The organism is Asanoa sp. WMMD1127 (assembly GCF_029626225.1).
Classification (GTDB): Bacteria; Actinomycetota; Actinomycetes; order Mycobacteriales; family Micromonosporaceae; genus Asanoa.
The window spans coordinates 4407334-4426939 of the sequence record NZ_JARUBP010000001.1 but is presented as its reverse complement, the minus strand read 5'-3'; the positions used below and the strand labels follow the sequence as shown (position 1 = coordinate 4426939).

Here is a 19606-nt window from a genome sequence, read left to right as displayed (position 1 = left end):
GCGTTAGCAACGGACCGTTCCTATGCGTAAAGCGTTAATAAGGGCCCGTTCCTTGGGCAATAGGTGGGCATGGACGCAGCAGGGACTGACCGGGACCGGGTGACCGACTGGCTCGAGGCGTACGAGCAGGTGTGGCGCACGCCGGGCACCGCGGCGCTGGCGGAGATCTTCACCGAGGACGCGCGTTACTCGCAGGGGCCCTACGAGGAGCCCGTGCACGGGTTGCCCGCCATCGGCGCCATGTGGGAGAAGACCAGGGACGGCGCCGAAGAGCCGTTCACCATGACGACCGGGATCGTGGCGGTCGACGGGGACACGGCGGTTGCGCGGGTCGAGGTCCGCTACGCCGAGCCGCAGCCGCACGAGTACCGCGACCTGTGGGTCATGCGGTTCGCCGACGACGGCAGGTGTCGGGAATTCGAGGAATGGCCGTATGCACCGGGCGATCGGGCGGGAATGTCCGAATAAGACGGTGCAATCCCGGCTTTTCGGGCGCAGTGTGTCGCTTGACGGACAGTGCGGGCGTTCGCCGACTTGCCAAGGGCAGTAGGTTCTTCACGTGGCCACGGTCCTCCTGGTCGAAGACGACCATGTCGTACGCGGCGCCATGCTGCGGTCCCTCGCTGATCGCGGGCACGCGGTCCACGCGGTCGGCACCGCGCTCGACGCCCTGCGCCGGGTCGCCGCCGAGACGCCCGACCTGGTCGTGCTCGACCTCGGCCTGCCCGACCTCGACGGCGCCGACGCGCTGCGCATGCTGCGCGGCATCACCGACGTCCCGATCATCATCGCCACGGCGCGCGACGACGAGCAGGGCATCGTGCGCCTGCTGCGGGCGGGCGCCGACGACTACATGGTCAAACCGTTCACCGGTGCCCATCTCGACGCCCGCATCACCACGGTGCTGCGCCGGGTCGGCCGGGCCAGCCGCACCGTCGCCCCCGCCGTGCACGAGGTCGGCGGGCTGCGCGTCGACGTCGGCGAACGCAGCGCGCACCTCGACGGCGAGGCGCTGGCATTGACCCGCAAAGAGTTCGACCTGTTGGCCTACCTCGCGGCACGCCCGGGCCGGGTAGTCTCCCGCCGGGAGTTGTTGGAGGAGGTATGGCGCCAGCCGTCCGTCGGCGAGGATCAGACGATCGACGTCCATCTTTACTGGCTACGCCGCAAGCTGGGCGAGTCCGCGGCGAAGCCGCGCTACCTGCGCACCGTGCGGGGGGTCGGCTTCCGGCTGGTGGCCCCCGACTGAGGCCGGCGCTGGCCGCGTTGACGGCCGGCATGACGACGATCGTCGCGCTCGCGTTCCTCATCCCGCTCGGCATCACGGTGCAGCGGGACAACCGGGAGGACGCGCTGGCCAACGCCGCCCGGCGCAGCGGCATCGTGGCCGGCGCGCTGACCGTCACGTCCGACCCGGGCCAGCTCGACACCGCCATCGCCGCCGCCGGCGGTGACATCCACGTGCACGGCGTCGAGGCCGGGGCCAAGTCCAAGGCCGCCGGCGTCGACATCGAGCGCGCCTCGGCGGGCACCGAGCCGGTGGTGGTCGACGTCGACGGCGGGGCGCTGCGGCTCGAGCCGGTGCGGGTCGGCAACAAGATCGCGGTGATCGAGGTGTTCGTGGCCGACCCGGTGCTGTCGGGCGGTTCCGGGCAGACCTGGCTGATCCTGTTCGGCATCGCGCTGGCCCTGGTGATCGTCACGGTGATCGTGGTCGACCGGATCGCCGGCCGGGCCGTGGGCGCGGCCCGCACCCTGGCCAACGCCGCGGTCGCGCTGGGCGACGGCGACCTGACCTACCGCGTCCAGCCCAGCGGCCCGCACGAGCTGGCCCTGGCCGGGCTGGCCTTCAACCGGATGGCCGAGCGGCTCAGCGTCACCCGCACCGACGAGTTCGAGCTGGTGGCCGATCTGTCGCACCGGCTGCGTACGCCGCTGACCGTCCTGCGGTTGGACGCCGACGCCCTGGACTCCGACGACACCAGCATCGGCTCGTTCAGCGAGGCCGAGCTCGACCGGCGGCGCACGATCCGGCGGATCCGGCAGGCGATCGTCACGCTCGAGGGCGAGATCGACGTGCTGATCAAGACCACCCGCAAGACCATCTCGCAGGACGCCGGGCCGGGCAGCTGCGACGCGAGCGAGGTCGTCCGCGAGCGGATGGTCTTCTGGTCGCAGCTCGCCGACGACCAGAACCGCCCCCACCGGGTCGTCGGCGCGCACACCCGCATCCAGGTGCCGGTCCCGCGGGCCGAGCTCGCCGCCGCGATCGACGCGATCATCGGCAACGTCTTCCGCTACACGCCGCAGAGCACGGCGTTCGAGGTCGCGATCTCCCGCCGCGACGGCTACGTCGCGGTCCGGGTCGACGACGCGGGCCCCGGCATCGCCAACCCCGAGCGAGCCCTGCGCCGCGGCGCCAGCGACCGCGGCTCGACGGGCCTCGGCCTCGACATCGCCAAGCGGGTCACGCTGCAGGCACACGGCTCGGTCAGCATCGACCGGGCCCAGCTGGGCGGCGCCAGCGTCGTGATGCTGCTGCGCGACCCCGACACCCCCGAGAAGCAGGTCAGCCGGTTCGGCCTGGTCGGCCGCCTGGCCCGCGAACCCGCCGCCCGCCGCCGCGAGAAGCGCCGCCAGAAAGATTAGGCCCTTTCGCGAACGATCGACCGGCGGCGATACTGGCGCGGTGACGCTGACCCCCCGCCGCGCCGCCGGTCTGTTGCTCGCCGCCGTTCTGGTCCTGCTGGCCTGGCCGTCGCCGGCCGCCGCGCACGGCGGAGCGAAGATCACCGTCAACACCGACGGCCGCGGGTCGGTCTGGGTCAACGTGACCTACGAGGACGGGCATCCGGCGGAGGGCTACGTCGACGCCACGTTCTCCGCGAAGGAGGCCGACGGCACCGCGGTCGCGCCGGCCAAGATGGTGCAGTCGTCGGCGCCCGGCACCCTCGTCTACATGAGCACGCTGCCGGCCGGCAAGTGGGACGTCACGGTCGAGTTCGGCCCGCCGATCGCCCGCACCTGCACGGCCGCGTTCGACGCCGGCACGAGCAACAACACGCAGCAGTCCAACTGCGACGCGCCGACCCCGCTGGCCGCCTCGGCCCCGGCCGGCGAGGGCGACGGCGGCGGCAACAGCACCGCCTGGCTGCTGATCGGCATCGCGGCCCTGGGGGGCATCGGCTGCGCGGTGCTCGCGCTCATGCTCCGCAACCGCCGCGCGGCCGAGACGCCGCCGGCCAAGCCGGCGCGATCCAAGGCGACGGCCAAGAGATAAGGGCGGCGTTCCCGGGCCCGCGGTGGGCGCGACCGTCGCTCCCGCCGGGGACCGCTTCGCTGCCAGGTCCGCGGCCCGTCGCGCGCAAACCGATTGGAAGGGTCCCTTCCGCCGCTTCGACCTCGGTTCAGCTCGCGGCGGCGGCGTAGGCGTTGATCTCCGCGGTGATCCGCGCCTTCTCCCCCGCCGGCAGGAACGACGCGTCCACCGCCGCAACCGCGAGCCGGGCCAGGCCCGAGGCGTCGAGGTCCAACAGCCGGGCCGCCACGGCGTACTCGTCGTTGAGGGTCGTGCCGAACATCGGCGGGTCGTCGGAGTTGATGGTGACCGGGACGCCGGCCGCGACCAGGGTGGGCAGCGGGTGCTCGGCCAGCGACGCCACGGCCCGGGTCCGGACGTTGGACGTCGGGCAGACCTCCAGCGGGATGCCCTCGGCGGCCAGATGCGCCATCAGCGCCGGGTCCTGGGCCGCCGAGATGCCGTGGCCGATCCGCTCGGCGCCGAGCTCACGCACGGCGTCCCAGACGGTCTCCGGGCCGGTCGTCTCGCCGGCGTGCGGCACCAGGCGCAGGCCGGCCGCCCGCGCCTTCTCGAAGTAGGGCTTGAACTGCGGGCGCGGCACGCCCACCTCCGGTCCGCCGAGCCCGAACGAGACCAGGCCGTCGGGCCGCTCGTCGAGCGCGATCCGCAGCGTCTCCTCGGCCGACGGCAGGCCCGCCTCGCCGGGGATGTCGAAGCACCAGCGCAGCACGACGCCGAGCTCCTTCTCGGCCGCCAGTCGCGCGTCCTCGATCGCCGCGCAGAACTCGGGCGCCGGCATGCCGCGGCGGACCGACGAGTACGGCGTGACGGTCAGCTCCGCGTAGCGCACCTGCTGCCGGGCCAGCTCCCGGGCCACCTCGTAGGTCAGGATCCGCACGTCCTCCGGCTCGCGGATCAGGTCGACCACCGACAGGTAGACCTCGATGAAGTGCCCGAAGTCGCGGAACTCGAAATAGGACGCGAGCTCGTCGATGTCGGTCGGCACCGGCGTGCTGCCGGCGTGCCGGGCGGCCAGCTCGGCCACGATCCGCGGTGAGGCCGAGCCGACGTGGTGGACGTGCAGCTCGACCTTGGGCAGGCCGGCGATGAACGCGGCGAGGTCGGTCACGGGGTCGCTCCTTGGATCTGTGCCACGACGAAGACGCGGCGGAAGGGGAAGAACGCGCGGTCGTGGCGGATCGGGTAGGCCGCCGCCAGCCGCTCACCCAGCTCGGCCCGGTAGGCGGCCCAGCCGGCCTCGTCGGCGCCGAACGCGGCCCGGACCGGGCGCAGCGCCGTGCCCTCGAGCCAGGCGAGGACGGGGTGGTCGGCGGCGGTGCCGGGGAGCAGGTGCACGTAGGTAGTTTCCCAGGCGTCCACGGCGCAGCCCGCCGCGGTCAGCTCGGCCGCGTACTCCGCCGCCGACGGCACCGGCATCCGCCGCGCCACGTCGCCCAGCGTCGCCTTCCAGCGCGGCGCGGCGGCCAGCTCGTAGAGCGCGTCGTGGGCCGGCGAGGAGAAGTTGCCGGGCACCTGGAAGGCCAGCCAGGCGCCGGCCGGCAGCGTGCCCGCCCAGCGCCGCAGCAGCGCCTCGTGGCCGGGCACCCACTGCAGCGCGGCGTTGGAGACGACCACGTCGACGCCGGGCGAGGGCACGAAGTCGCGCAGGTCGCCGACCGCGAAGTCGACGGGCGCGTCCAGCGCGCGAGCCGACGAGATCATCTCGGCGGACGAGTCGATGCCGCGGACCAAGGCGTCCGGCCAGCGCGCCGACAGCGTGGCAGTCAGCGTGCCGGGGCCGCAGCCGAGGTCGACCACCTGGCGCGGGCGCTCGGCCGGGATCCGGGCGACCAACTCGTGGAAGGGGCGGGAGCGCTCGTCACCGAAGCGCCCGTAGACCGCGGGGTCCCACATCGCATCCTCCAAACCGTACGTCCGTCTTGTTAGCGAGACTACGGAGCATGCGGGACCGCCGGCAAGCCCCTTTAAACGTTCCAGATAGGGTGCCACCGTGGAGTACCGCAGGTTCGGCCGGATCGGCCGGGACGTGTCCGTGGTGGGTCTGGGCGCCTGGCAGCTCGGCGCCGACTGGGGCGAGGTGAGCGACGACGACGCGTTCGCCACGCTCGACGCCGCCGTCGACGCGGGCGCCACGTTCATCGACACCGCCGACGTCTACGGTGACGGCCGCAGCGAGCAGCTCATCGGCCGGTTCCTCCGCCGGCGACCGGAACAGCTCATGGTGGCCACCAAGATGGGCCGCCGGGTGCCGCAGGAGCACGCCAACTACACCGCGGCCAACTTCAAGGCCTGGACCGACCGGTCCCGCGCCAACCTGGGCGTCGACCGGCTCGACCTGGTGCAGCTGCACTGCCCGCCGACCGCCGTGTTCCACGACGACCAGATCTTCGACGCGCTCGACGCGCTGGTCGACGACGGCGCGATCGCGGCGTACGGCGTCAGCGTGGAAACCGTCGACCAGGCGCTGACCGCGATCGCCCGCCCGCAGGTGGCCAGTGTCCAGATCATCCTGAACGCGTTCCGGCTCAAGCCGCTCGACCAGGTGCTCCCGGCGGCCCAGGCGGCCGGCGTCGGCATCATCGCCCGCGTCCCGCTGGCCAGCGGCCTGCTCTCCGGCCGCTACGACGCGGGCACGACGTTCGCGGCCGACGACCACCGCACCTACAACCGCCACGGCGAGGCGTTCGACGCCGGCGAGACGTTCTCGGGTGTCGACTTCGAGACGGGCCTGCGCGCGGTCGACCGGCTGCGCCCGCACGTGCCGGCCGGCGCCACCATGGCCCAGTTCGCGCTGCGCTGGGTGATCGACCAGCCTGGCGTGACCGTGGTGATCCCCGGCGCCCGCAACCCCGAGCAGGCACGCGCGAACCTGGTCGCGGCCGACCTGTCGCCACTCACGCCGGACGCGCTGGGCACCGTGCGCGACACCTACGACGAGCTCATCCGGCCGGCGGTCCACGACCGGTGGTGACGACATGACGGGCTGGTTCCGCCTGACGCTCGGCCTGCTGGCCGTCGTCGTCGGTTTGGTGTGGACCCTGCAGGGCCTCGGCTACCTGCGGGGCAGCCTCATGTCGGGCGACGACGTGTGGACGATCGTCGGCCCGATCGTGGTCGTCCTCGGGCTCGTGCTGCTCGTCGTCGGCCTGCGGGCCCGCAACCGCGCGAAGCGGCAGCCGTGAGCATGGGCCCGGACACGAATCGAGCCCCGCACACAGGGCAGGGTGCGGAGCTCGACTCAATCGCGACCGGCGCGTGCCGGTCTATACGTCTGGTTCGTGAAACGTCAGATGGGGCGGACCTGCTCGGCCTGCGGACCCTTCTGGCCCTGGGCGATTTCGAACTCCACCCGCTGGTTCTCCTCCAGCGTGCGGTAGCCGCTGGTCTGGATGGCCGAGAAGTGGACGAACACGTCAGCACCCCCGCCGTCGACGGTGATGAAGCCGAAGCCCTTGTCTGCGTTGAACCACTTCACGGTTCCCTGCGCCATGTGTATCTCCTTGTCGAAACTGGCGGCCGAACGCCGTGCGGCCGGTTGGCCGTTTTCGAGCAGCGGCGCCTGAGTCGGCCTCCATCTCAACGAAGGAGGTCTCTCAACCCCGATGTCTCATCAACAGCGGGGACCAGCAAACCACGTACCGAAAAACTCCGCATAGCCTACCCGACGAATTTCTCCGACATGTGATCTGCGGCGTCGGAGTTCGATACCGGAATGGATACATCCGGAGTACGGGCATCGACGTGTCGCCCCGCCAGCGCGAGCCCGACGAGCGCTCCCAGCGCGCACAACACGGCCGTGGCCAGGAAGATCTCCCGGTACTCCTGCCGCAGCGCCGCCGCGACGGCCGCCTGGTAGGCCGCCATCCGCTCCGCCTGCGTCTGTGCGTCCACACCGAACCCGAGCGGCGGCACGAGGTCGCGGGTGAGCTCCTGGAAACGGTGCAGGCCCCAGGCGGTCAACGCCGCGACACCCACGAGCATCCCCACCGTACGGGCGACCACCGCGGCCGCCGACGCGATTCCATGTTGCGCACTGGGCACCGCGCGCAGCACCGCCGCCGACAGCGGGGCGATCACCAGACCGAGCCCGAGGCCGGCGAGCACGAGGTCGGTGTCCATCCGGGGCAGCGGACCGTGCCGGGCGGCCGCGAGATCGGCGGGCCAGTTCGCGATCAGCAGGTACGCCGCCGCGGCGAGCCCGAGCCCGGCGAAGGTCAGCGCACGCTCGCCGAGCCGCCGTGTGAGCAGCCCGCCGAGCACCGCGCCGACCGGCAGCGCGATGAGGAAGCGGGTCAGCACCAGCGCGCCGTCGAGCCCGTCGCGCCCGAGCACGGTCTGCGCGAGCAGCTGCACGTCGACCAGGGTGACCATCAGCGCGGCGCCGGCCAGCAGGTTGGCCACCAGCGCGGCGGAGAACGGCCGGAGCCGCGCCCCCGCCGGGTCGAGCAGGCGCACCCGGGCCTTCGCCTCCCAGGCGACGAACGCGAGCACCACGGCGGCCGCGCCGCCCAGCGCCGGCCAGCCCCAGCTGGGCAGCACCGCCTCGGCCGGATCCGGGTTGTAGAGGGCGACCACCAGCAGGCCCAGCGCCACCGCCAGCAGCAGCCCGCCGACCACGTCGACCGGTTGCCGCTCGCGTCTCTCCTCGGCCCGCCCGGGCAGGCCCCGGTGCACCGCCACGGCGACCAGCAGCGCCAGCGGCAGGTTGATCCAGAAGACGCCACGCCAGCCCGCCACGGCGGCGACCAGCGCCCCGTAGAGCGGCCCGAGCACGCTGCCCAGCTCCTGCGCCGCGCCGACCAGGCCGAGGGCCAGGGGGCGTCGCTCGACGGTCAGGTCGGCCGCCAGGGCCATGGTCACCGGCAACAGGGCGCCGCCGGCCAGCCCTTGGAGCGCCCGGCCGGCCGTGAGCACGGTCAGGCCGGGCGCGAGCGCGGCCACCAGCGAGCCGGCCGCGAACCCCGCCAGGCAGACCTGGATCACCAGGCGCCGCCCGTAGCGGTCGGACAGGCGGCCGAGCAGCGGCATCCCGGCCACGTAGCCCAGCAGGTAGCCGGTGACCACCGGAGTGATCCGCTCCAGCCGGTTCACCGGCACGTCGAGGTCCTTCATGATCTCGACGAGGATGGTCACGACGACGTACGCGTCGAGCGCCGCCAGCAGCACCGCCACCCCGCCCGCGGAGAGGGCGAGGCGGCCGCGACTAGACGGTGGGGACGTCGACATCGACCGGCTTGTCGAAGTCGGCGAACTTGATCGTGACGGTGCCCTGCTTGTCGCCCGGGACGGTGAACCGCAGCTGGTTGACCAGCTTGGTGTCGCCGGCGATCCAGACCGTGCCGTTCACGTCGCCGGTGACGCCCGGCACCAGCCGCGCCATCGCTGCGCCGTCGAAGGTCGCGTCCACCACGTAGTGCTCGACCCCGTCGAGCGTCTCCCGGCTCTTGGTGGTGCCCTGGGCCGACGCGAGCACGGCCCCGATCCCCTTCTCCGGGTCGAGGATCGCCGTCGGGTCGTAGATGGCGGCCGCTTGCGCCAGCGGCACCTTCTGCCAGCCGGCGGTCAGGCCCTTGACGTAGAGGAACTGGTCCTTGGCCACGAACGACAGCTCGATCGGCATGCCGACCTGGTCGAGCGTCGCGGTGCCCTGGGCGGTGCCGGTCTGGTCGATCGACCCGTTGGCGGACCGGATCGGCAGCGCGCCGGTCTCCCCCTCGGTCGTGATGTCGAACGCGGCCGAGGTCACCGTGCGCATCTTGGCGGCCGCTTCGGAGAGCAGCGTGGCGGCCGCCGGCAGGTTCGGGTCGCCGGCGGTGGCGTCGTTGTCGCCGTCGCCGCAGGCGCCGACCGAGGCCAGCGCCGCCAGCAGGACGGCGATGATGAATGTGCGGGGAGGACGCATACCGGGATGCTACTCATCCCGGCGCTCCCCGCCCGTCTAGTCGTGCGGCCAGTGGCCGGTGAACTTCCGGATGCCGGTCGCGCCCGCGCGGTCGATCGACGCGCGGATGACCGCCACGATGGCGCCCTGCATGGCGGCCGCCAGCAGCACCTCGCCCCAGCCCCGCTCCTCGTCGATCGGGTGCGGCGCGTCGCCGCGCATGGTCATCGCCCAGATCCGCTGGAAGACCATCCCGGACAGCGTGCCGGCGGCGAGCCCCAGCACGATGCCGACCGGCTTGTAGCTCGACTTGCTGATCTGCTTGGTCACTGGTTCCCCCCGTAGAACCCCGGACCTCGCCGGTTAACGGCGACGTCTACGCATCACCATCAGGATGACAGCGACAGCGCTGGCCGCGACGCCGATCAGCGTCGCCACCGGCACCGGATTGGCCCGCAGGGCGGCCTGGCCCGCGGGCCGGCCGCCGTTGGTGTCACGCACCCGGGCCGCGGCGGTGCTCGCCTTGGCCTTGAAGCGGTCGGCCGCGTGGCTCGCCGAGACCTTCATCCGGGACTTGACGTCGGCCTTGGCCGCGAGCAGCTGGACCGTCTCGCCGAGCTCCGCCCGCGTGCGCCGTATCTCCGCGCGCAGGACGGCCGGGTCCGACGAGGTGCTGCCGTTGCTGTGGCCGTTGCCGTTGCCTGCCGTCATCGCGCCGTACCCCCTGAGCCGCGGCCGTTCTTGTGGCCATTGTGGCGGAAGCCGTCCTTGACGGTCTGGAGGTCGGCCTTGAGCCCCTCGGTGACGTCCGGCGGCACCGGCGGCGTGGCCCGCTTGACCTGGCCGCGCCCGACCAGCGCGAAGAGGCCGGCGAGGATCATCAGGAACGCGCCGACGATCAGCGCCGACAGCCAGAGCGGCAGCGCGATGTCGATCGCGATGATCGCGGTGGCGATCAGCACGGAGATCCCGAAGAAGGCCAGGCCGCCGGCGCCGCCGAAGAGCCCGACGCCGATGCCGGCGTGCTTGGCCTTCTGCGTCAGCTCGGCCTTGGCCAGCGCGAGCTCGTCGCGGACCAGGCGGGAAACCTGTTCGGTGGCGCGCTGCACCAGCTCACCCGTCGACGGATCGGCGTCGGCACGGGGCGGTGCGGCGGCGTTGCGGGCGTCGACCATCGGGCCTCCTCTCACTGCTGCCTTTCGTATGCCCCGTGTCCGCTCCGGTCAATCCTCGTGTCCGGAGCGAGTCACGGGTGCGTGGCGGATACCTCCCGGAACGGACATATCCCCATGATCAGTGTGTCAGACCTTGCGGTACTTCGACTGCAGGAAGCAGAACAGGCCGAAAGCCGCGATCCCGAGGGCCATGAGGGTCAGCAGGATAGCGCCGTACGCCTGCCCGCGGAGCGTTTCGAGGGCGGCGTCGAGGCCGCGCGCCTTCTGCGGGTCGTAGGTGGCCGCCGCGACGACGAACAGCACACCGGCGATGCCGTACGCCACGCCCTTGGCGCTGTAACCGGCCATGCCGAGGCGCCGGGACAACTGGCGGGTGGAGGGCGACATCTGGCCGGTCTTCAGGTGCCGCTCGAAGACCTTCTTGACGCCGTAGACGACGAGCCCGATGCCGAGCCCGGCCAGCGCGAGGCCGGCGATGATCACCACGGCCCGGCCGCCGCCGCTGGACAGCAGGTCCTCGGTCTTCTTCTGCTGGCTGTCGGCGGCCGAGGAGGGCGCGCCCTTGAAGACCTTCCACGCGGTGTACGCGAAGTAGGCGTAGACGACCGTGCGGAACGCCGACGCGATCCGCTCGAACACCCGCCGCTTGCCCTGCTCGTCCTGGTGCCCGATGAGCGCCTCGGAGAGCTGCCAGATCGCCATGGCCAGCAGGCCGACCGCGATCGCGACCACGAGGAACTTGCCGAGCGGCTGCTGCGCCAGGGTCATGAGGGCGCCGGACTGGTCGCCCTCGGCGGCGGGCTTGCCGAACGCGATCTGCAGCGCCAACCAGGCGAACAGCAGGTGGACGATGCCGTATCCGATGAAGCCGGCCCGGGTCAGGCCCTCGAGGGCCGAGCTGTTGGCTGCCCGGGACGCGGTCGACTGTGCGCGACTGGCTGTTGACATGGCGGTCAATGTGACCGCCACGCCAACTTTTCAAACGCGCTAGCCGGGGTTACGCGCGATCTGCACGGACACTTCACTGTCGGTGATGGACGACAGGGAGACCTGCAGGCCACCCACGTCGACGGCCTGGCCGCCGGTGCTCAGCGAGATCTGCTCACCGGCCACCTCGAGGGTGACGGTGTTGGCGTCGGCCTGCACGAACTTGGCGTCCACGCCCAGGATGCTGGCGTTGCCCTGGACACCCCGGTCGAAGGTGACGGTGCACTGGTCGAGGCCGCAGTTGGTGGAGGCTCCTTCGGAGCTGCAGCCGGCGAGGAGGGCGCCGCCGAGGGCGAGCGCCGCGAGAAGGCTCACGGTCGTTCGTCGCGTATTCACCCGCCCAAGGGTACGGACCTCACGCCAGCAGCCGGCCGGCCGCCGCCCGCAGCGCCGACAGCTCCCGCTCCGCCCACCCCTCGCCGATCGAGTCGGTGCCCCGGAAGGTCGGCTTGTCGACCAGGTGGAAGTGCAGGTTGGCGATCAGCTCCCGCACCCGCAGCCAGGGCAGGGCGGCGAGGTCGGCGTCGGCCAGCTCGCGCGTCGCGCGGTAGCCGGCCAGGAAAGCCGGCCACCACGGGGTGGTGGCGACGCCGGTCAGGTCGGCGGCCCGGTAGTCCACAGTGGCCCGGTCGAGGTCGTAGAGCACCAGCCGGCCGCCGTCGACGTGGACGTTGTCCAGCGAGACGTCGCCGTGGCAGATCCCCCGGTCGAGGGCGGCGCCGGCGATCCGCTCGGGCAGCGCGGCGGCGAGCAGGTCGAGCAGCTGGCGGTCGGCGGGCTCGAGGACGCCGTGCAGCGCGGCGATTGGAAGGTCGCGCTCGCGGCTGGGCGGTGGTGGACCGCCGGCGTCGGCGGTCGCGTGGAGGGCGGCGACGGTTCGCCCGAACTCCGCCGCCACGTCGTCGTCGATGCGGGCGCCCGGGAGCGCGCCCGGCGCCCACTCCCACAGCAGGTAGGCGCGTTCGCCCTCGGGCGCGTCGAACGTGCCCGCCGTGGGGTGGGCGCGGACGACCGGGACGCCGCCGTCCGCGAGGTGGTTGGCGAGCCGGGCCTCCCAGGCCACGTCGGCGTGGGCCCGACCGTGGCGATAGATCTTGAGCACTCGCGGACCGGCGGCGGAGTCGATCCGGTAGACGTCGTTGACCAGGGTCCGCAGCAGGGTGACGCCGGACGCCGGCAGGTCGTAGGTGGCGACCACGAGCGCCTGGACGTCGGCGGGTGCCGGGAGCGATCGCAAGGGGCGGCCCACGGGGTAGAACTGTAGGCGTGGAACCCGTAGTCAAGGACAACCCCGGCCGGAACCGCTTCGAGATCGTCGTGGACGGGCAGGATGCCGGCTTCTCGGCGTACCGCCTGCGCGACGGCGCCATCACCTTCACCCACACGCAGATCGACCCGAGCTTCGAGGGCCAGGGCCTCGGCAGCAAGTTGGCCCGCGCCGCGCTCGACGAGTCCCGCGCCCGCGGGCTGCGCGTCTACGCCCAGTGCCCGTTCATCGCGGGTTACATCGACAAGCACCCGGAGTACGCGGACCTGCTGGCCGCCGACTGACGTGCTGGCCATCCGCGCGGCGCGGCTGTTCGACGGGCTGGCGATCGTTTCCGACCCGACGGTGTACGTCGAGGGCGGCACCGTGGTCGACGTGACCTCCACGCCGCCGCCCTCGGGCGTGCCGGTGCTGGACCTCGGCGCGGCGACCCTGCTGCCGGGCCTGGTCGACGCGCACACCCACCTCGTCTTCGACAGCGGCCCGGACCCGGTGTCGCGGCTGCGCACGGTCGACGACGAGGAGCTCCTCCGCGGCGCCCGGGTGGCGGCCACCCGGGCCCTGCACGCCGGCATCACCACGGTGCGCGACCTGGGCGACCGCGGCTACGTGGCGCGCCGCCTGCGGGCCGAGCTCGACGCCGCGCCGCACACCGGCCCGCTGGTCCTGTCGGCCGGCCCGCCGCTGACCAGCCCCCGCGGCCACTGCTGGTGGCTGGGCGGCGAGGTCTCGGGCGCCGACGAGATCCGGGCGGCGGTCGCCGACCACGCGGCCCGGGGCGTCGACGTGATCAAGGTGCTGGCCACCGGCGGCGAGATCACTCCGGGCACCAAGCCGTACCTCCCGCAGTTCACCCCCGCCGAGCTCGCGGTCGCGGCGGAGGAGGCACACCGGCACGGCCTGCCGGCGGCCGCCCACGCCCACAGCGCGGCCGCGATCGCCGCGGCGGTGGACGCGGGCTTCGACACGATCGAGCACGGCTCGTTCCTCACCGAGGCCGGCGCGGCGGCCGACGAGGCGGTGATCGCGCAGCTGGCCGCGAGCGACTCGATCGTCTCGGCGACGCTGGGCTACCTGCCGGGCCAACCGGTCAACCCGCGCACGGCGGCCATCTCCGCCACCCTGACGGCGATCTTCACCCAGCAACGCCGGGCCGGCGTCCGCATGATCGTCACCAGCGACGCCGGCATCGACCCGTCCAAGCCGCACGACGTCCTCCCGTACGCCGCCGAGATGTTCCTGCTCTTCGGCGACGAGCCGGCCGCGGCGCTGCGCGCGGTGACCGCCGACGCGGCGGCGGCCTGCGGGGTCGGTTCGGCGAAGGGTCGCGTCGCCGCCGGCTACGACGCGGACCTGCTGGCGGTGGCCGGCGACCCGACGACGGACATCACCGCGCTCCGCACGGTCGAGGCCGTCTTCCGCGCCGGCGTCCGGGTGGTCTAGGACCGGGCCTGCCGATCAGCCGCGAGGCGGCGCCTGACTCCGTCGCAGGCGCCGCGTTGAGCGGCGGGGTGGCCCTAAGCCTTGACGGCGCCGTAGAGGAGGACGTCGACCAGGTCCTCGATCGGCACCGCGCGCGGCGTGCTCGGTCCGCCCACGCGGGCGGGGAAGAGCAGGCCGAGAAAGGCGTTGGTGAGGGTCTCCACCGGGAGCCGGAGCCGGTCCTGGTCGGGCTCGATGAGTTCGGCGACGGCCGCGAAGGTCTCGCTGACCGACCGCTCCCGGCCACCCTCCGGCGCGGGCCCACGCCGCGGCCCGGCGTGCCCGGTGGCGTGCAGGGCGCCGAGCACGGACCCGATCCGCGCGAAATGCGCCTCGAGCGCGTCGGCGGCGTCCACCAGGCGCACCGCGAGCGGCTGCTCGAGCGAGATCGACCGCAGCTCCTGCAACACCACCGTCGGATCGAGCGCCGCGCTCACGCAGGCGTCGAGCACCGCCGCCTTGTCCTCGAAGACGCGGAAGATCGTCGCCTCGCCGATCCCCGCCGCCCGCGCGATCTGGGCGGTGGTGACGGCGGCCCCGTGCTCGGCCACCAACGGCAACGCGGCCCGGACCACCGCCTCCCGCCGCTGCTCGGGACTCATCCCCGGCGCGCGCCGCCGGGTCTCGCTCTCGGTCATGTGCCCACCCTCGAACCTCTACCCCACGTCAGGTCAAGCCCGAGGCTAGCGGAGTGAGCACTCACTCCGCCAGCTATTTGGCTGGCGTTGGCCGGATCGAGGCCGCACAGTGATGATCGGGGGTGAGGCATTGGGCGTCCGGAACTACCTGATCGACGGAGGCTCCGGGACCGGCAAGACCACGGTCGCCACGGAGTTGCAGCGCCGCGGTCACCACGTGATCCACGGCGACCGGGAGTTGTCCTATGCCGGCGACCCGGAGACCGGCGAGCCGAGACCGCCCGCCCCGACCAGACCCCGAATCTGGAACCTCGACCGCGTGCGCACGATCATCGCGGACGAGAGCGAGCCGGTGACGTTCTTTTGTGGAGGCTCCGGCAACGTCGCGAAGTACGTCGACCTGTTCGACGGCGTCTTCATCCTCGAGGTCCCCGACCTCGCCGAGGTGATGCGCCGGATCGACGAGCGCGTGGCCGTCGACCCGTCGGACTGGGGCGGCAGACCCGAAGAGCGGGAATTAATCGCGCGGCGACACCGTGCGCGAGAAATGCTTCCACAAACCGGCACCGCAATCGACACCACCGCCCCGATCACCCACGTCGTCGACGAAATCCTCCGCCTGACCGGGCAATAAGCCGGCCGCCCGCACAGGTCTCGGCCTGTGCGCCAACTGGCCAGAGCACAACGGACCCGCGCGGCCAACGAGTCCGCGCAACTGCGGGCCCGTGCAACAGCGGGCCGCGCAGCCAATGAGCCCGCGGAGAAGCCGGCCCGCGCAGGGACGCACCCGCCGCGCAGCAGCCGGCCTGCCCACCGCGCAAGAACGGGCCCGCCATCCCAACCGGTCCAGCCCGCCGCCCAACAGCCGGCCAACGAGCCCGCGCAACAGCCGGCCAACGCCCATCGAGCCCACGCCACAACCGGCCCGCGCGGACAACGAGCCCGCGCAACAGCCGGCCCGCACAGCAACGCACCCGCCGCGCAGCAGCCGGCCTGCCCGCCGCGCAAGAACGGGCGCGCCGCACAGCAGCCCTCCGGTCCGCCGCCCAACATCCGGCCCGCCGCACAGCAGCCCTCCGGCCCGCCGCCCAACATCCGGCCCGCCGCACAGCAGCCCTCCGGCCCGCCGCCCAACATGCGGCCCGCCGCACAGCAGCCGTCCGGTCCGCCGCACAAAGCGGCTCGGAGGGACCGGAGGCCGGTCCGCACGCGCGCTGCGCCGATGACGGGAATCACGGCACCACTCCTCGCGCCGCACGAAGCCGGGACCGGAGCCGGCTCGCTCACGCGCCGAATCGGCAATTGTTCGAGTCACGCTGCACCACTTCTCGCGCGTCGCGACAGCCGCATTCGGCATCCACAGCCACGCGCTGTCGCTGTGGGTGTGCATGTCGCCTATCTCATCGCGCCGGGCTGGTGCGGAGGGAGCGTGCCCTGCGGATCGGCGCGGCGAATTGATTCCAGCACGGTCAAAAGATTGGCATGCTTGATTGCCGAGCCGGGGATGCGCGAAGCGACTCGCCGCAGGATAATTGAAGCATGCGGCAGCTTCAGTTGTTTACCAAGGCTGAGTTGGCCGCCATGCGTGACCGGACGAGGGCACGCGGATATTCCCCGGAGCGCGAGGCATTCCGCCGCGCGCATCAATGTCGGCGAACGTGGGGATTGGCGCAGCGCCACGCCGAAAAGCTCCGCCGGATACGCGCGGAACAGGACGCGGAACAACGGGTGGCACCCAGGCCTACGAGCGAGCGGGCCCGCGTCGACCGAGTCCCGTCCGGAGTGCCGAGCCCCCCTCCTTGCTGTCCATCGCGCGGCCTTCCGGCCAACGACGAAGCCCACGAGCCCGGCCGGCTCGAGGCGGCGACTTCGGGCGCGGACGTGAAGCCGGTCGGGCTCACGACTTCGCTCGAAGCCGTGAGCCCGATCAAGGCAATGACCAAAGCGGGGCCGGTCGACAACGCGAGCTCGGCCGAAGACGGAAGCCCGGAAAACCCGCTGAGCGCCACCAGAGCGGTGACCTCCACCAACGCCCCGACACCCGACCAACCCACCCAGCCGGCCCAATTCACAGCAATGACCTCCACCAAGCCCTCGACACCCGACCAACCCACATGCCCGGCCCACGACCCAAGCCCAACCAAAGCGACGACATTCACCAAAACCCCGGCCCACGACCCACGCCCAACCAAGGCAATGACCTCGATCAGGAACGCGAGGTCGACCGAGTCCAAAAAGGCGGCCGTTGCCACGGCACCGGCCAATCCGCGCCGCCGACAAAGGCCGCGCCGCCGCGGATTCAGTCGGTCTGGTGAATCAGCGAAATTGGGCGCGGGTCCATCGACGGCCGCGCCCCGCGCATTTCGACACCGACAGGTAGAGTCGGTCAGACCGGAACATGGCGCATTGCAGAATGCATAACCGGTTTGCTCAACACGGGCATCGAGCTTGCTGCCATAGGCCGGGTCCTCGGGCGTTTAACAGCAATTCGCGGCGTCCTGCCCTACCAGGAACAAACCAACCAAGACATGCCGTGGCCCCGACGTGATCATCCGTCGCGGCCGAGTTGTCCGATCGCGCCCGCGACCCGGAATGCCACAATCGTCAAGCCGGCGTTCAACACGACGCCGCTGTCGTTTCGCACGAGCCGGTGCTGGATCAACCGCCGCGGCGCCAACGCTGATCGAGGATGGCGATGGGCCGCAGCCGGGCTGTCGCGGCGCGGTGATGGCGCCACAGAGCCCGTGCGTGCGCGCCCGCCGCCTCGGCGTCGACGACCCAGAAGCCTGCGGTCGGTCTCGTCCCTGCCGCCGTTCAGCGGCCACGCGGTCGAGGCTGGCCAGCCCAAGGGCCGGCCCACCGACGTCAGGGGCGCCTCCCTGCCAAGAAGCCACTGGCGGGCCCAAGAACCGACCCACCGACCTCACGGGCACCTGCCCGCCAAGAAGCCACTGGCGGGCCCAAGAACCGACCCACCCACATCACCGGCACCTGCCCGCCAAGAAGCCACTGGCGGGCCCAAGAACCGACCCACCCACATCACCGGCACCCACCCGCCAACAAACCACTGGCCGACCCAAGAACCGACCCACCCACATCACCGGCACCCACCCGCCAACAAACCACTGGCCGACCCAAGAACCGACCCACCGACGTCAGGGGCGCCTGCCCGCCAGGAGTTCGGCGGCGGCGAGGGCGCCTGAGCGGGTTGCGCCGTGGGTGGCGAGGTGGGTCGCGCCGATCACCGCGGCCGGCACACCGAGTTCGACCACCACGGAATCCGGCCGGGCGGAGAGTAACGCGTCCACCAGAGTGGACATCCACGCGTGGCGGTGGAGGTCGCGGACCACGACGACCAGTGGGCGGGCGGCCGAGGCGGCGAGGATCGTCGTCGGGGACGGCTGGTCCGCGGGCGTCAGGCGGACCGCGGTCGTGCCCGGGAGCAGCGCCGCCAGCGGGGCCGCGACGCCCCACGGGGTGTCGGTGCCCACCGCGATGTTGGCCGGTGGCGACAGCTCGACCACGTGCGGCGCCGCGGGCAGCGGCAACGACGGCGCAAAGCCGCCGACCTTGACGGCGCGGCGGGCGGCGGCCAGGCCGACGGGTGAGCCGGCCGCGCCGTACCACGGGCCCGGTGCGGACGAGGCCCGCGCCGTCGCGGCCCAGGCTGCCAGGTGCTGCACCCGCTTGGCCGCCTCGACCAGGCGGTCCTCGGCCAGGCGGCCGTCGACCACCGCGCGGGCGATGGCCGTGCGCAGGCGGTCCGCGGTGGCCTCGTCGGCGTTCTCGCCGCCCACGCAGATCGCGTCGGCGCCCGCCGCGAGCGCGGCCACCACCGCGCCCTCGAAGCCGTAGCGGTCGACGACCGCGCGCATCTCCATGGCGTCGGTGATCACCGCGCCCTCGAAGCCGAGCTCGTCGCGCAGCAGTCCGGTGAGGACGTTGCGGCTCAGGGTCGCCGGGACCGACGGGTCGATGGCCGGCACGAGCAGGTGGCCGGTCATCACCGCCTGCACGCCGGCGGCGATCGCGGCGCGGAACGGGAGCAGTTCGACCGCGTCGAGGCCCGCGCGGTCGCGCGGGATGTGCGGCAGGTCGTGGTGCGAGTCGACGGCCGTGTCGCCGTGGCCCGGGAAGTGCTTGGCGCAGGCGGCCACGCCGGCGGCCTGGAGGCCGGTCACCCACGCCCCGGTGTGGCGGGCGACGAGGGCCGGGTCGGCGCCGAAGCTGCGTACGCCGATGACCGGGTTGTCGGGGTTGTTGTTGACGTCGGCGTCCGGCGCGTAGTCGAGGTTGACGCCCACCGCGGCCAGCTCCCGGCCGAGATCGCAGGCGACCTCCCGGGTGAGCGCGACGTCGTCGACGGCGCCGAGGGCCAGGTTGCCGGGACGCGAGCTGCCCGTGCGGGACTCGAAGCGGGTGACGTCGCCGGCCTCCTCGTCGATCGCCACGAGCACGTCGGCCCGCTCGGCCCGCAACGTCGCGGTCAGCGCGGCGATCTGCTCCGGCGAGCGGACGTTGCGGGCGAACAGCGCGACACCACCGAGCCCCTCCCCCAGCCACCGGCGCACCCAGTCGGGCGGCGCCGTCCCCACGAACCCGGGCTGCAGAACGGTCGCGGCCAGCCGCAGCAGTTCGCCGCCAGGCTCGGTCATCTGTGTATCCCCCCGTAGACAGGCATCCGGTCCCCGAAATGGTCACACCCGCCCCGGAAATAGTCAACAAACTTTCCAATTGTTAACGGCGCTACGCTGCCCGCATGCGCGTGGCGGCGGAGAACGTGAGTTGGTACGACGTACCCGGTGTCCAGATCTTCGGCGCCATCATCGGCACGCTCATCCTGATCTATGCGAT

At 72.5% G+C, this 19606-nt stretch carries 23 protein-coding genes; 9 read left to right on the top strand and 14 right to left on the bottom strand.

What is annotated here, in order from left to right:
• Window positions 1-69: 69 nt before the first annotated feature.
• From O7635_RS21165 to O7635_RS21150, 4 genes are all read left to right on the top strand, one after another.
• Window positions 70-468: a nuclear transport factor 2 family protein gene (locus O7635_RS21165; protein WP_278082187.1), complete on the top strand. Its 399-nt coding sequence runs from the start codon at window positions 70-72 to the stop codon at window positions 466-468.
• Window positions 469-559: 91 nt separating this feature from the next.
• Entirely contained in the window at window positions 560-1249 is a 690-nt protein-coding gene (locus O7635_RS21160) for a response regulator transcription factor (RefSeq protein WP_278082186.1), read from the top strand.
• Between the two features lie 29 nt (window positions 1250-1278).
• Window positions 1279-2649 (top strand): HAMP domain-containing sensor histidine kinase, encoded by a 1371-nt coding sequence (locus O7635_RS21155; RefSeq protein WP_278082185.1) that lies wholly within the window; start codon window positions 1279-1281, stop codon window positions 2647-2649.
• A 40-nt stretch (window positions 2650-2689) separates the two neighbouring features.
• The gene (locus tag O7635_RS21150) at window positions 2690-3280 is read left to right on the top strand and encodes a hypothetical protein (protein ID WP_278082184.1); all 591 of its coding nucleotides are present in this window, start codon (window positions 2690-2692) and stop codon (window positions 3278-3280) included.
• A 127-nt stretch (window positions 3281-3407) separates the two neighbouring features.
• Here O7635_RS21150 and O7635_RS21145 read toward each other — a convergent pair whose 3' ends face one another.
• Together O7635_RS21145 and O7635_RS21140 are read right to left on the bottom strand one after the other, a co-directional pair.
• Window positions 3408-4430 carry an adenosine deaminase gene (locus O7635_RS21145; protein WP_278082183.1) on the bottom strand — a complete coding sequence of 341 codons (1023 nt, stop codon included), beginning with the start codon at window positions 4428-4430 and terminating at the stop codon, window positions 3408-3410.
• Window positions 4427-5215, bottom strand: a complete 789-nt coding sequence (locus tag O7635_RS21140; RefSeq protein WP_278082182.1) for a trans-aconitate 2-methyltransferase — start codon at window positions 5213-5215, stop codon at window positions 4427-4429. The genes O7635_RS21145 and O7635_RS21140 overlap by 4 nt, the downstream gene beginning before the upstream one ends.
• 97 nt (window positions 5216-5312) lie before the next feature.
• Here O7635_RS21140 and O7635_RS21135 point away from each other — a divergent pair, with 97 nt between their 5' ends.
• Complete coding sequence (locus tag O7635_RS21135) at window positions 5313-6293, top strand: aldo/keto reductase (RefSeq protein WP_278082181.1); 981 nt, start codon at window positions 5313-5315, stop codon at window positions 6291-6293.
• A 4-nt stretch (window positions 6294-6297) separates the two neighbouring features.
• Window positions 6298-6504 (top strand): hypothetical protein, encoded by a 207-nt coding sequence (locus O7635_RS21130; protein ID WP_278082180.1) that lies wholly within the window; start codon window positions 6298-6300, stop codon window positions 6502-6504.
• Window positions 6505-6608: 104 nt separating this feature from the next.
• On the opposite strand, the gene O7635_RS21125 is transcribed toward O7635_RS21130, so the two are convergent.
• From O7635_RS21125 to O7635_RS21085, 9 genes are all read right to left on the bottom strand, one after another.
• Window positions 6609-6812, bottom strand: a complete 204-nt coding sequence (locus O7635_RS21125) for a cold-shock protein (RefSeq protein WP_007075740.1) — start codon at window positions 6810-6812, stop codon at window positions 6609-6611.
• A 167-nt stretch (window positions 6813-6979) separates the two neighbouring features.
• Window positions 6980-8548: an MFS transporter gene (locus tag O7635_RS21120; protein ID WP_278082179.1), complete on the bottom strand. Its 1569-nt coding sequence runs from the start codon at window positions 8546-8548 to the stop codon at window positions 6980-6982.
• A complete protein-coding gene (locus O7635_RS21115) occupies window positions 8526-9224 on the bottom strand; it encodes an LppX_LprAFG lipoprotein (RefSeq protein WP_278082178.1) in 699 nt (232 codons plus the stop codon). Before O7635_RS21115 ends, O7635_RS21120 begins: the two co-directional genes overlap by 23 nt.
• Window positions 9225-9260: 36 nt before the next feature.
• Window positions 9261-9533 carry a DUF4235 domain-containing protein gene (locus O7635_RS21110; RefSeq protein ID WP_278082177.1) on the bottom strand — a complete coding sequence of 91 codons (273 nt, stop codon included), beginning with the start codon at window positions 9531-9533 and terminating at the stop codon, window positions 9261-9263.
• A gap of 33 nt (window positions 9534-9566) precedes the next feature.
• On the bottom strand, window positions 9567-9914 hold the full coding sequence (locus tag O7635_RS21105; RefSeq protein ID WP_278082176.1) for a DUF3618 domain-containing protein: 348 nt from the start codon (window positions 9912-9914) through the stop codon (window positions 9567-9569).
• The gene (locus O7635_RS21100) at window positions 9911-10378 is read right to left on the bottom strand and encodes a phage holin family protein (RefSeq protein ID WP_278082175.1); all 468 of its coding nucleotides are present in this window, start codon (window positions 10376-10378) and stop codon (window positions 9911-9913) included. Before O7635_RS21100 ends, O7635_RS21105 begins: the two co-directional genes overlap by 4 nt.
• A 126-nt stretch (window positions 10379-10504) precedes the next feature.
• Window positions 10505-11326 carry a DUF1206 domain-containing protein gene (locus tag O7635_RS21095; RefSeq protein WP_278082174.1) on the bottom strand — a complete coding sequence of 274 codons (822 nt, stop codon included), beginning with the start codon at window positions 11324-11326 and terminating at the stop codon, window positions 10505-10507.
• A gap of 39 nt (window positions 11327-11365) precedes the next feature.
• On the bottom strand, window positions 11366-11701 hold the full coding sequence (locus O7635_RS21090; RefSeq protein ID WP_278082173.1) for a hypothetical protein: 336 nt from the start codon (window positions 11699-11701) through the stop codon (window positions 11366-11368).
• A gap of 19 nt (window positions 11702-11720) precedes the next feature.
• On the bottom strand, window positions 11721-12614 hold the full coding sequence (locus O7635_RS21085; RefSeq protein ID WP_278082172.1) for a phosphotransferase: 894 nt from the start codon (window positions 12612-12614) through the stop codon (window positions 11721-11723).
• 17 nt (window positions 12615-12631) lie between these two features.
• Here O7635_RS21085 and O7635_RS21080 point away from each other — a divergent pair, with 17 nt between their 5' ends.
• Together O7635_RS21080 and O7635_RS21075 are read left to right on the top strand one after the other, a co-directional pair.
• Complete coding sequence (locus O7635_RS21080; RefSeq protein ID WP_278082171.1) at window positions 12632-12916, top strand: GNAT family N-acetyltransferase; 285 nt, start codon at window positions 12632-12634, stop codon at window positions 12914-12916.
• Window position 12917: 1 nt separating this feature from the next.
• Window positions 12918-14075 (top strand): amidohydrolase family protein, encoded by a 1158-nt coding sequence (locus tag O7635_RS21075; protein WP_278082170.1) that lies wholly within the window; start codon window positions 12918-12920, stop codon window positions 14073-14075.
• 74 nt (window positions 14076-14149) lie between these two features.
• Here the strand turns inward: O7635_RS21075 and O7635_RS21070 are convergent, their stop codons facing one another.
• Entirely contained in the window at window positions 14150-14752 is a 603-nt protein-coding gene (locus tag O7635_RS21070) for a TetR/AcrR family transcriptional regulator (protein ID WP_278082169.1), read from the bottom strand.
• Window positions 14753-15071: 319 nt separating this feature from the next.
• Between O7635_RS21070 and O7635_RS21065 the strand changes: the two genes are divergently transcribed.
• Window positions 15072-15386, top strand: coding sequence for a hypothetical protein (locus O7635_RS21065; RefSeq protein WP_278082168.1), 315 nt, complete (start codon window positions 15072-15074; stop codon window positions 15384-15386).
• Window positions 15387-16147: 761 nt separating this feature from the next.
• On the opposite strand, the gene O7635_RS21060 is transcribed toward O7635_RS21065, so the two are convergent.
• Window positions 16148-16477 (bottom strand): hypothetical protein, encoded by a 330-nt coding sequence (locus O7635_RS21060; protein WP_278082167.1) that lies wholly within the window; start codon window positions 16475-16477, stop codon window positions 16148-16150.
• Between the two features lie 1430 nt (window positions 16478-17907).
• A complete protein-coding gene (locus O7635_RS21055) occupies window positions 17908-19407 on the bottom strand; it encodes a glycoside hydrolase family 3 protein (protein WP_278082166.1) in 1500 nt (499 codons plus the stop codon).
• Window positions 19408-19606 lie beyond the last annotated feature (199 nt).

Bases quoted from the DNA above. Each gene is read 5' to 3' on its own strand.
- O7635_RS21100 (WP_278082175.1), bottom strand. From the start codon at position 10,378: ATGGTCGACGCCCGCAACGCCGCCGCACCGCCCCGTGCCGACGCCGAT.
- O7635_RS21105 (WP_278082176.1), bottom strand. From the start codon at position 9,914: ATGACGGCAGGCAACGGCAACGGCCACAGCAACGGCAGCACCTCGTCG.
- O7635_RS21130 (WP_278082180.1), top strand. From the start codon at position 6,298: ATGACGGGCTGGTTCCGCCTGACGCTCGGCCTGCTGGCCGTCGTCGTC.
- O7635_RS21115 (WP_278082178.1), bottom strand. From the start codon at position 9,224: ATGCGTCCTCCCCGCACATTCATCATCGCCGTCCTGCTGGCGGCGCTG.
- O7635_RS21070 (WP_278082169.1), bottom strand. From the start codon at position 14,752: ATGACCGAGAGCGAGACCCGGCGGCGCGCGCCGGGGATGAGTCCCGAG.
- O7635_RS21165 (WP_278082187.1), top strand. From the start codon at position 70: ATGGACGCAGCAGGGACTGACCGGGACCGGGTGACCGACTGGCTCGAG.
- O7635_RS21140 (WP_278082182.1), bottom strand. From the start codon at position 5,215: ATGTGGGACCCCGCGGTCTACGGGCGCTTCGGTGACGAGCGCTCCCGC.
- O7635_RS21095 (WP_278082174.1), bottom strand. From the start codon at position 11,326: ATGTCAACAGCCAGTCGCGCACAGTCGACCGCGTCCCGGGCAGCCAAC.
- O7635_RS21120 (WP_278082179.1), bottom strand. From the start codon at position 8,548: ATGTCGACGTCCCCACCGTCTAGTCGCGGCCGCCTCGCCCTCTCCGCG.
- O7635_RS21155 (WP_278082185.1), top strand. From the start codon at position 1,279: ATGACGACGATCGTCGCGCTCGCGTTCCTCATCCCGCTCGGCATCACG.
- O7635_RS21055 (WP_278082166.1), bottom strand. From the start codon at position 19,407: ATGACCGAGCCTGGCGGCGAACTGCTGCGGCTGGCCGCGACCGTTCTG.
- O7635_RS21125 (WP_007075740.1), bottom strand. From the start codon at position 6,812: ATGGCGCAGGGAACCGTGAAGTGGTTCAACGCAGACAAGGGCTTCGGC.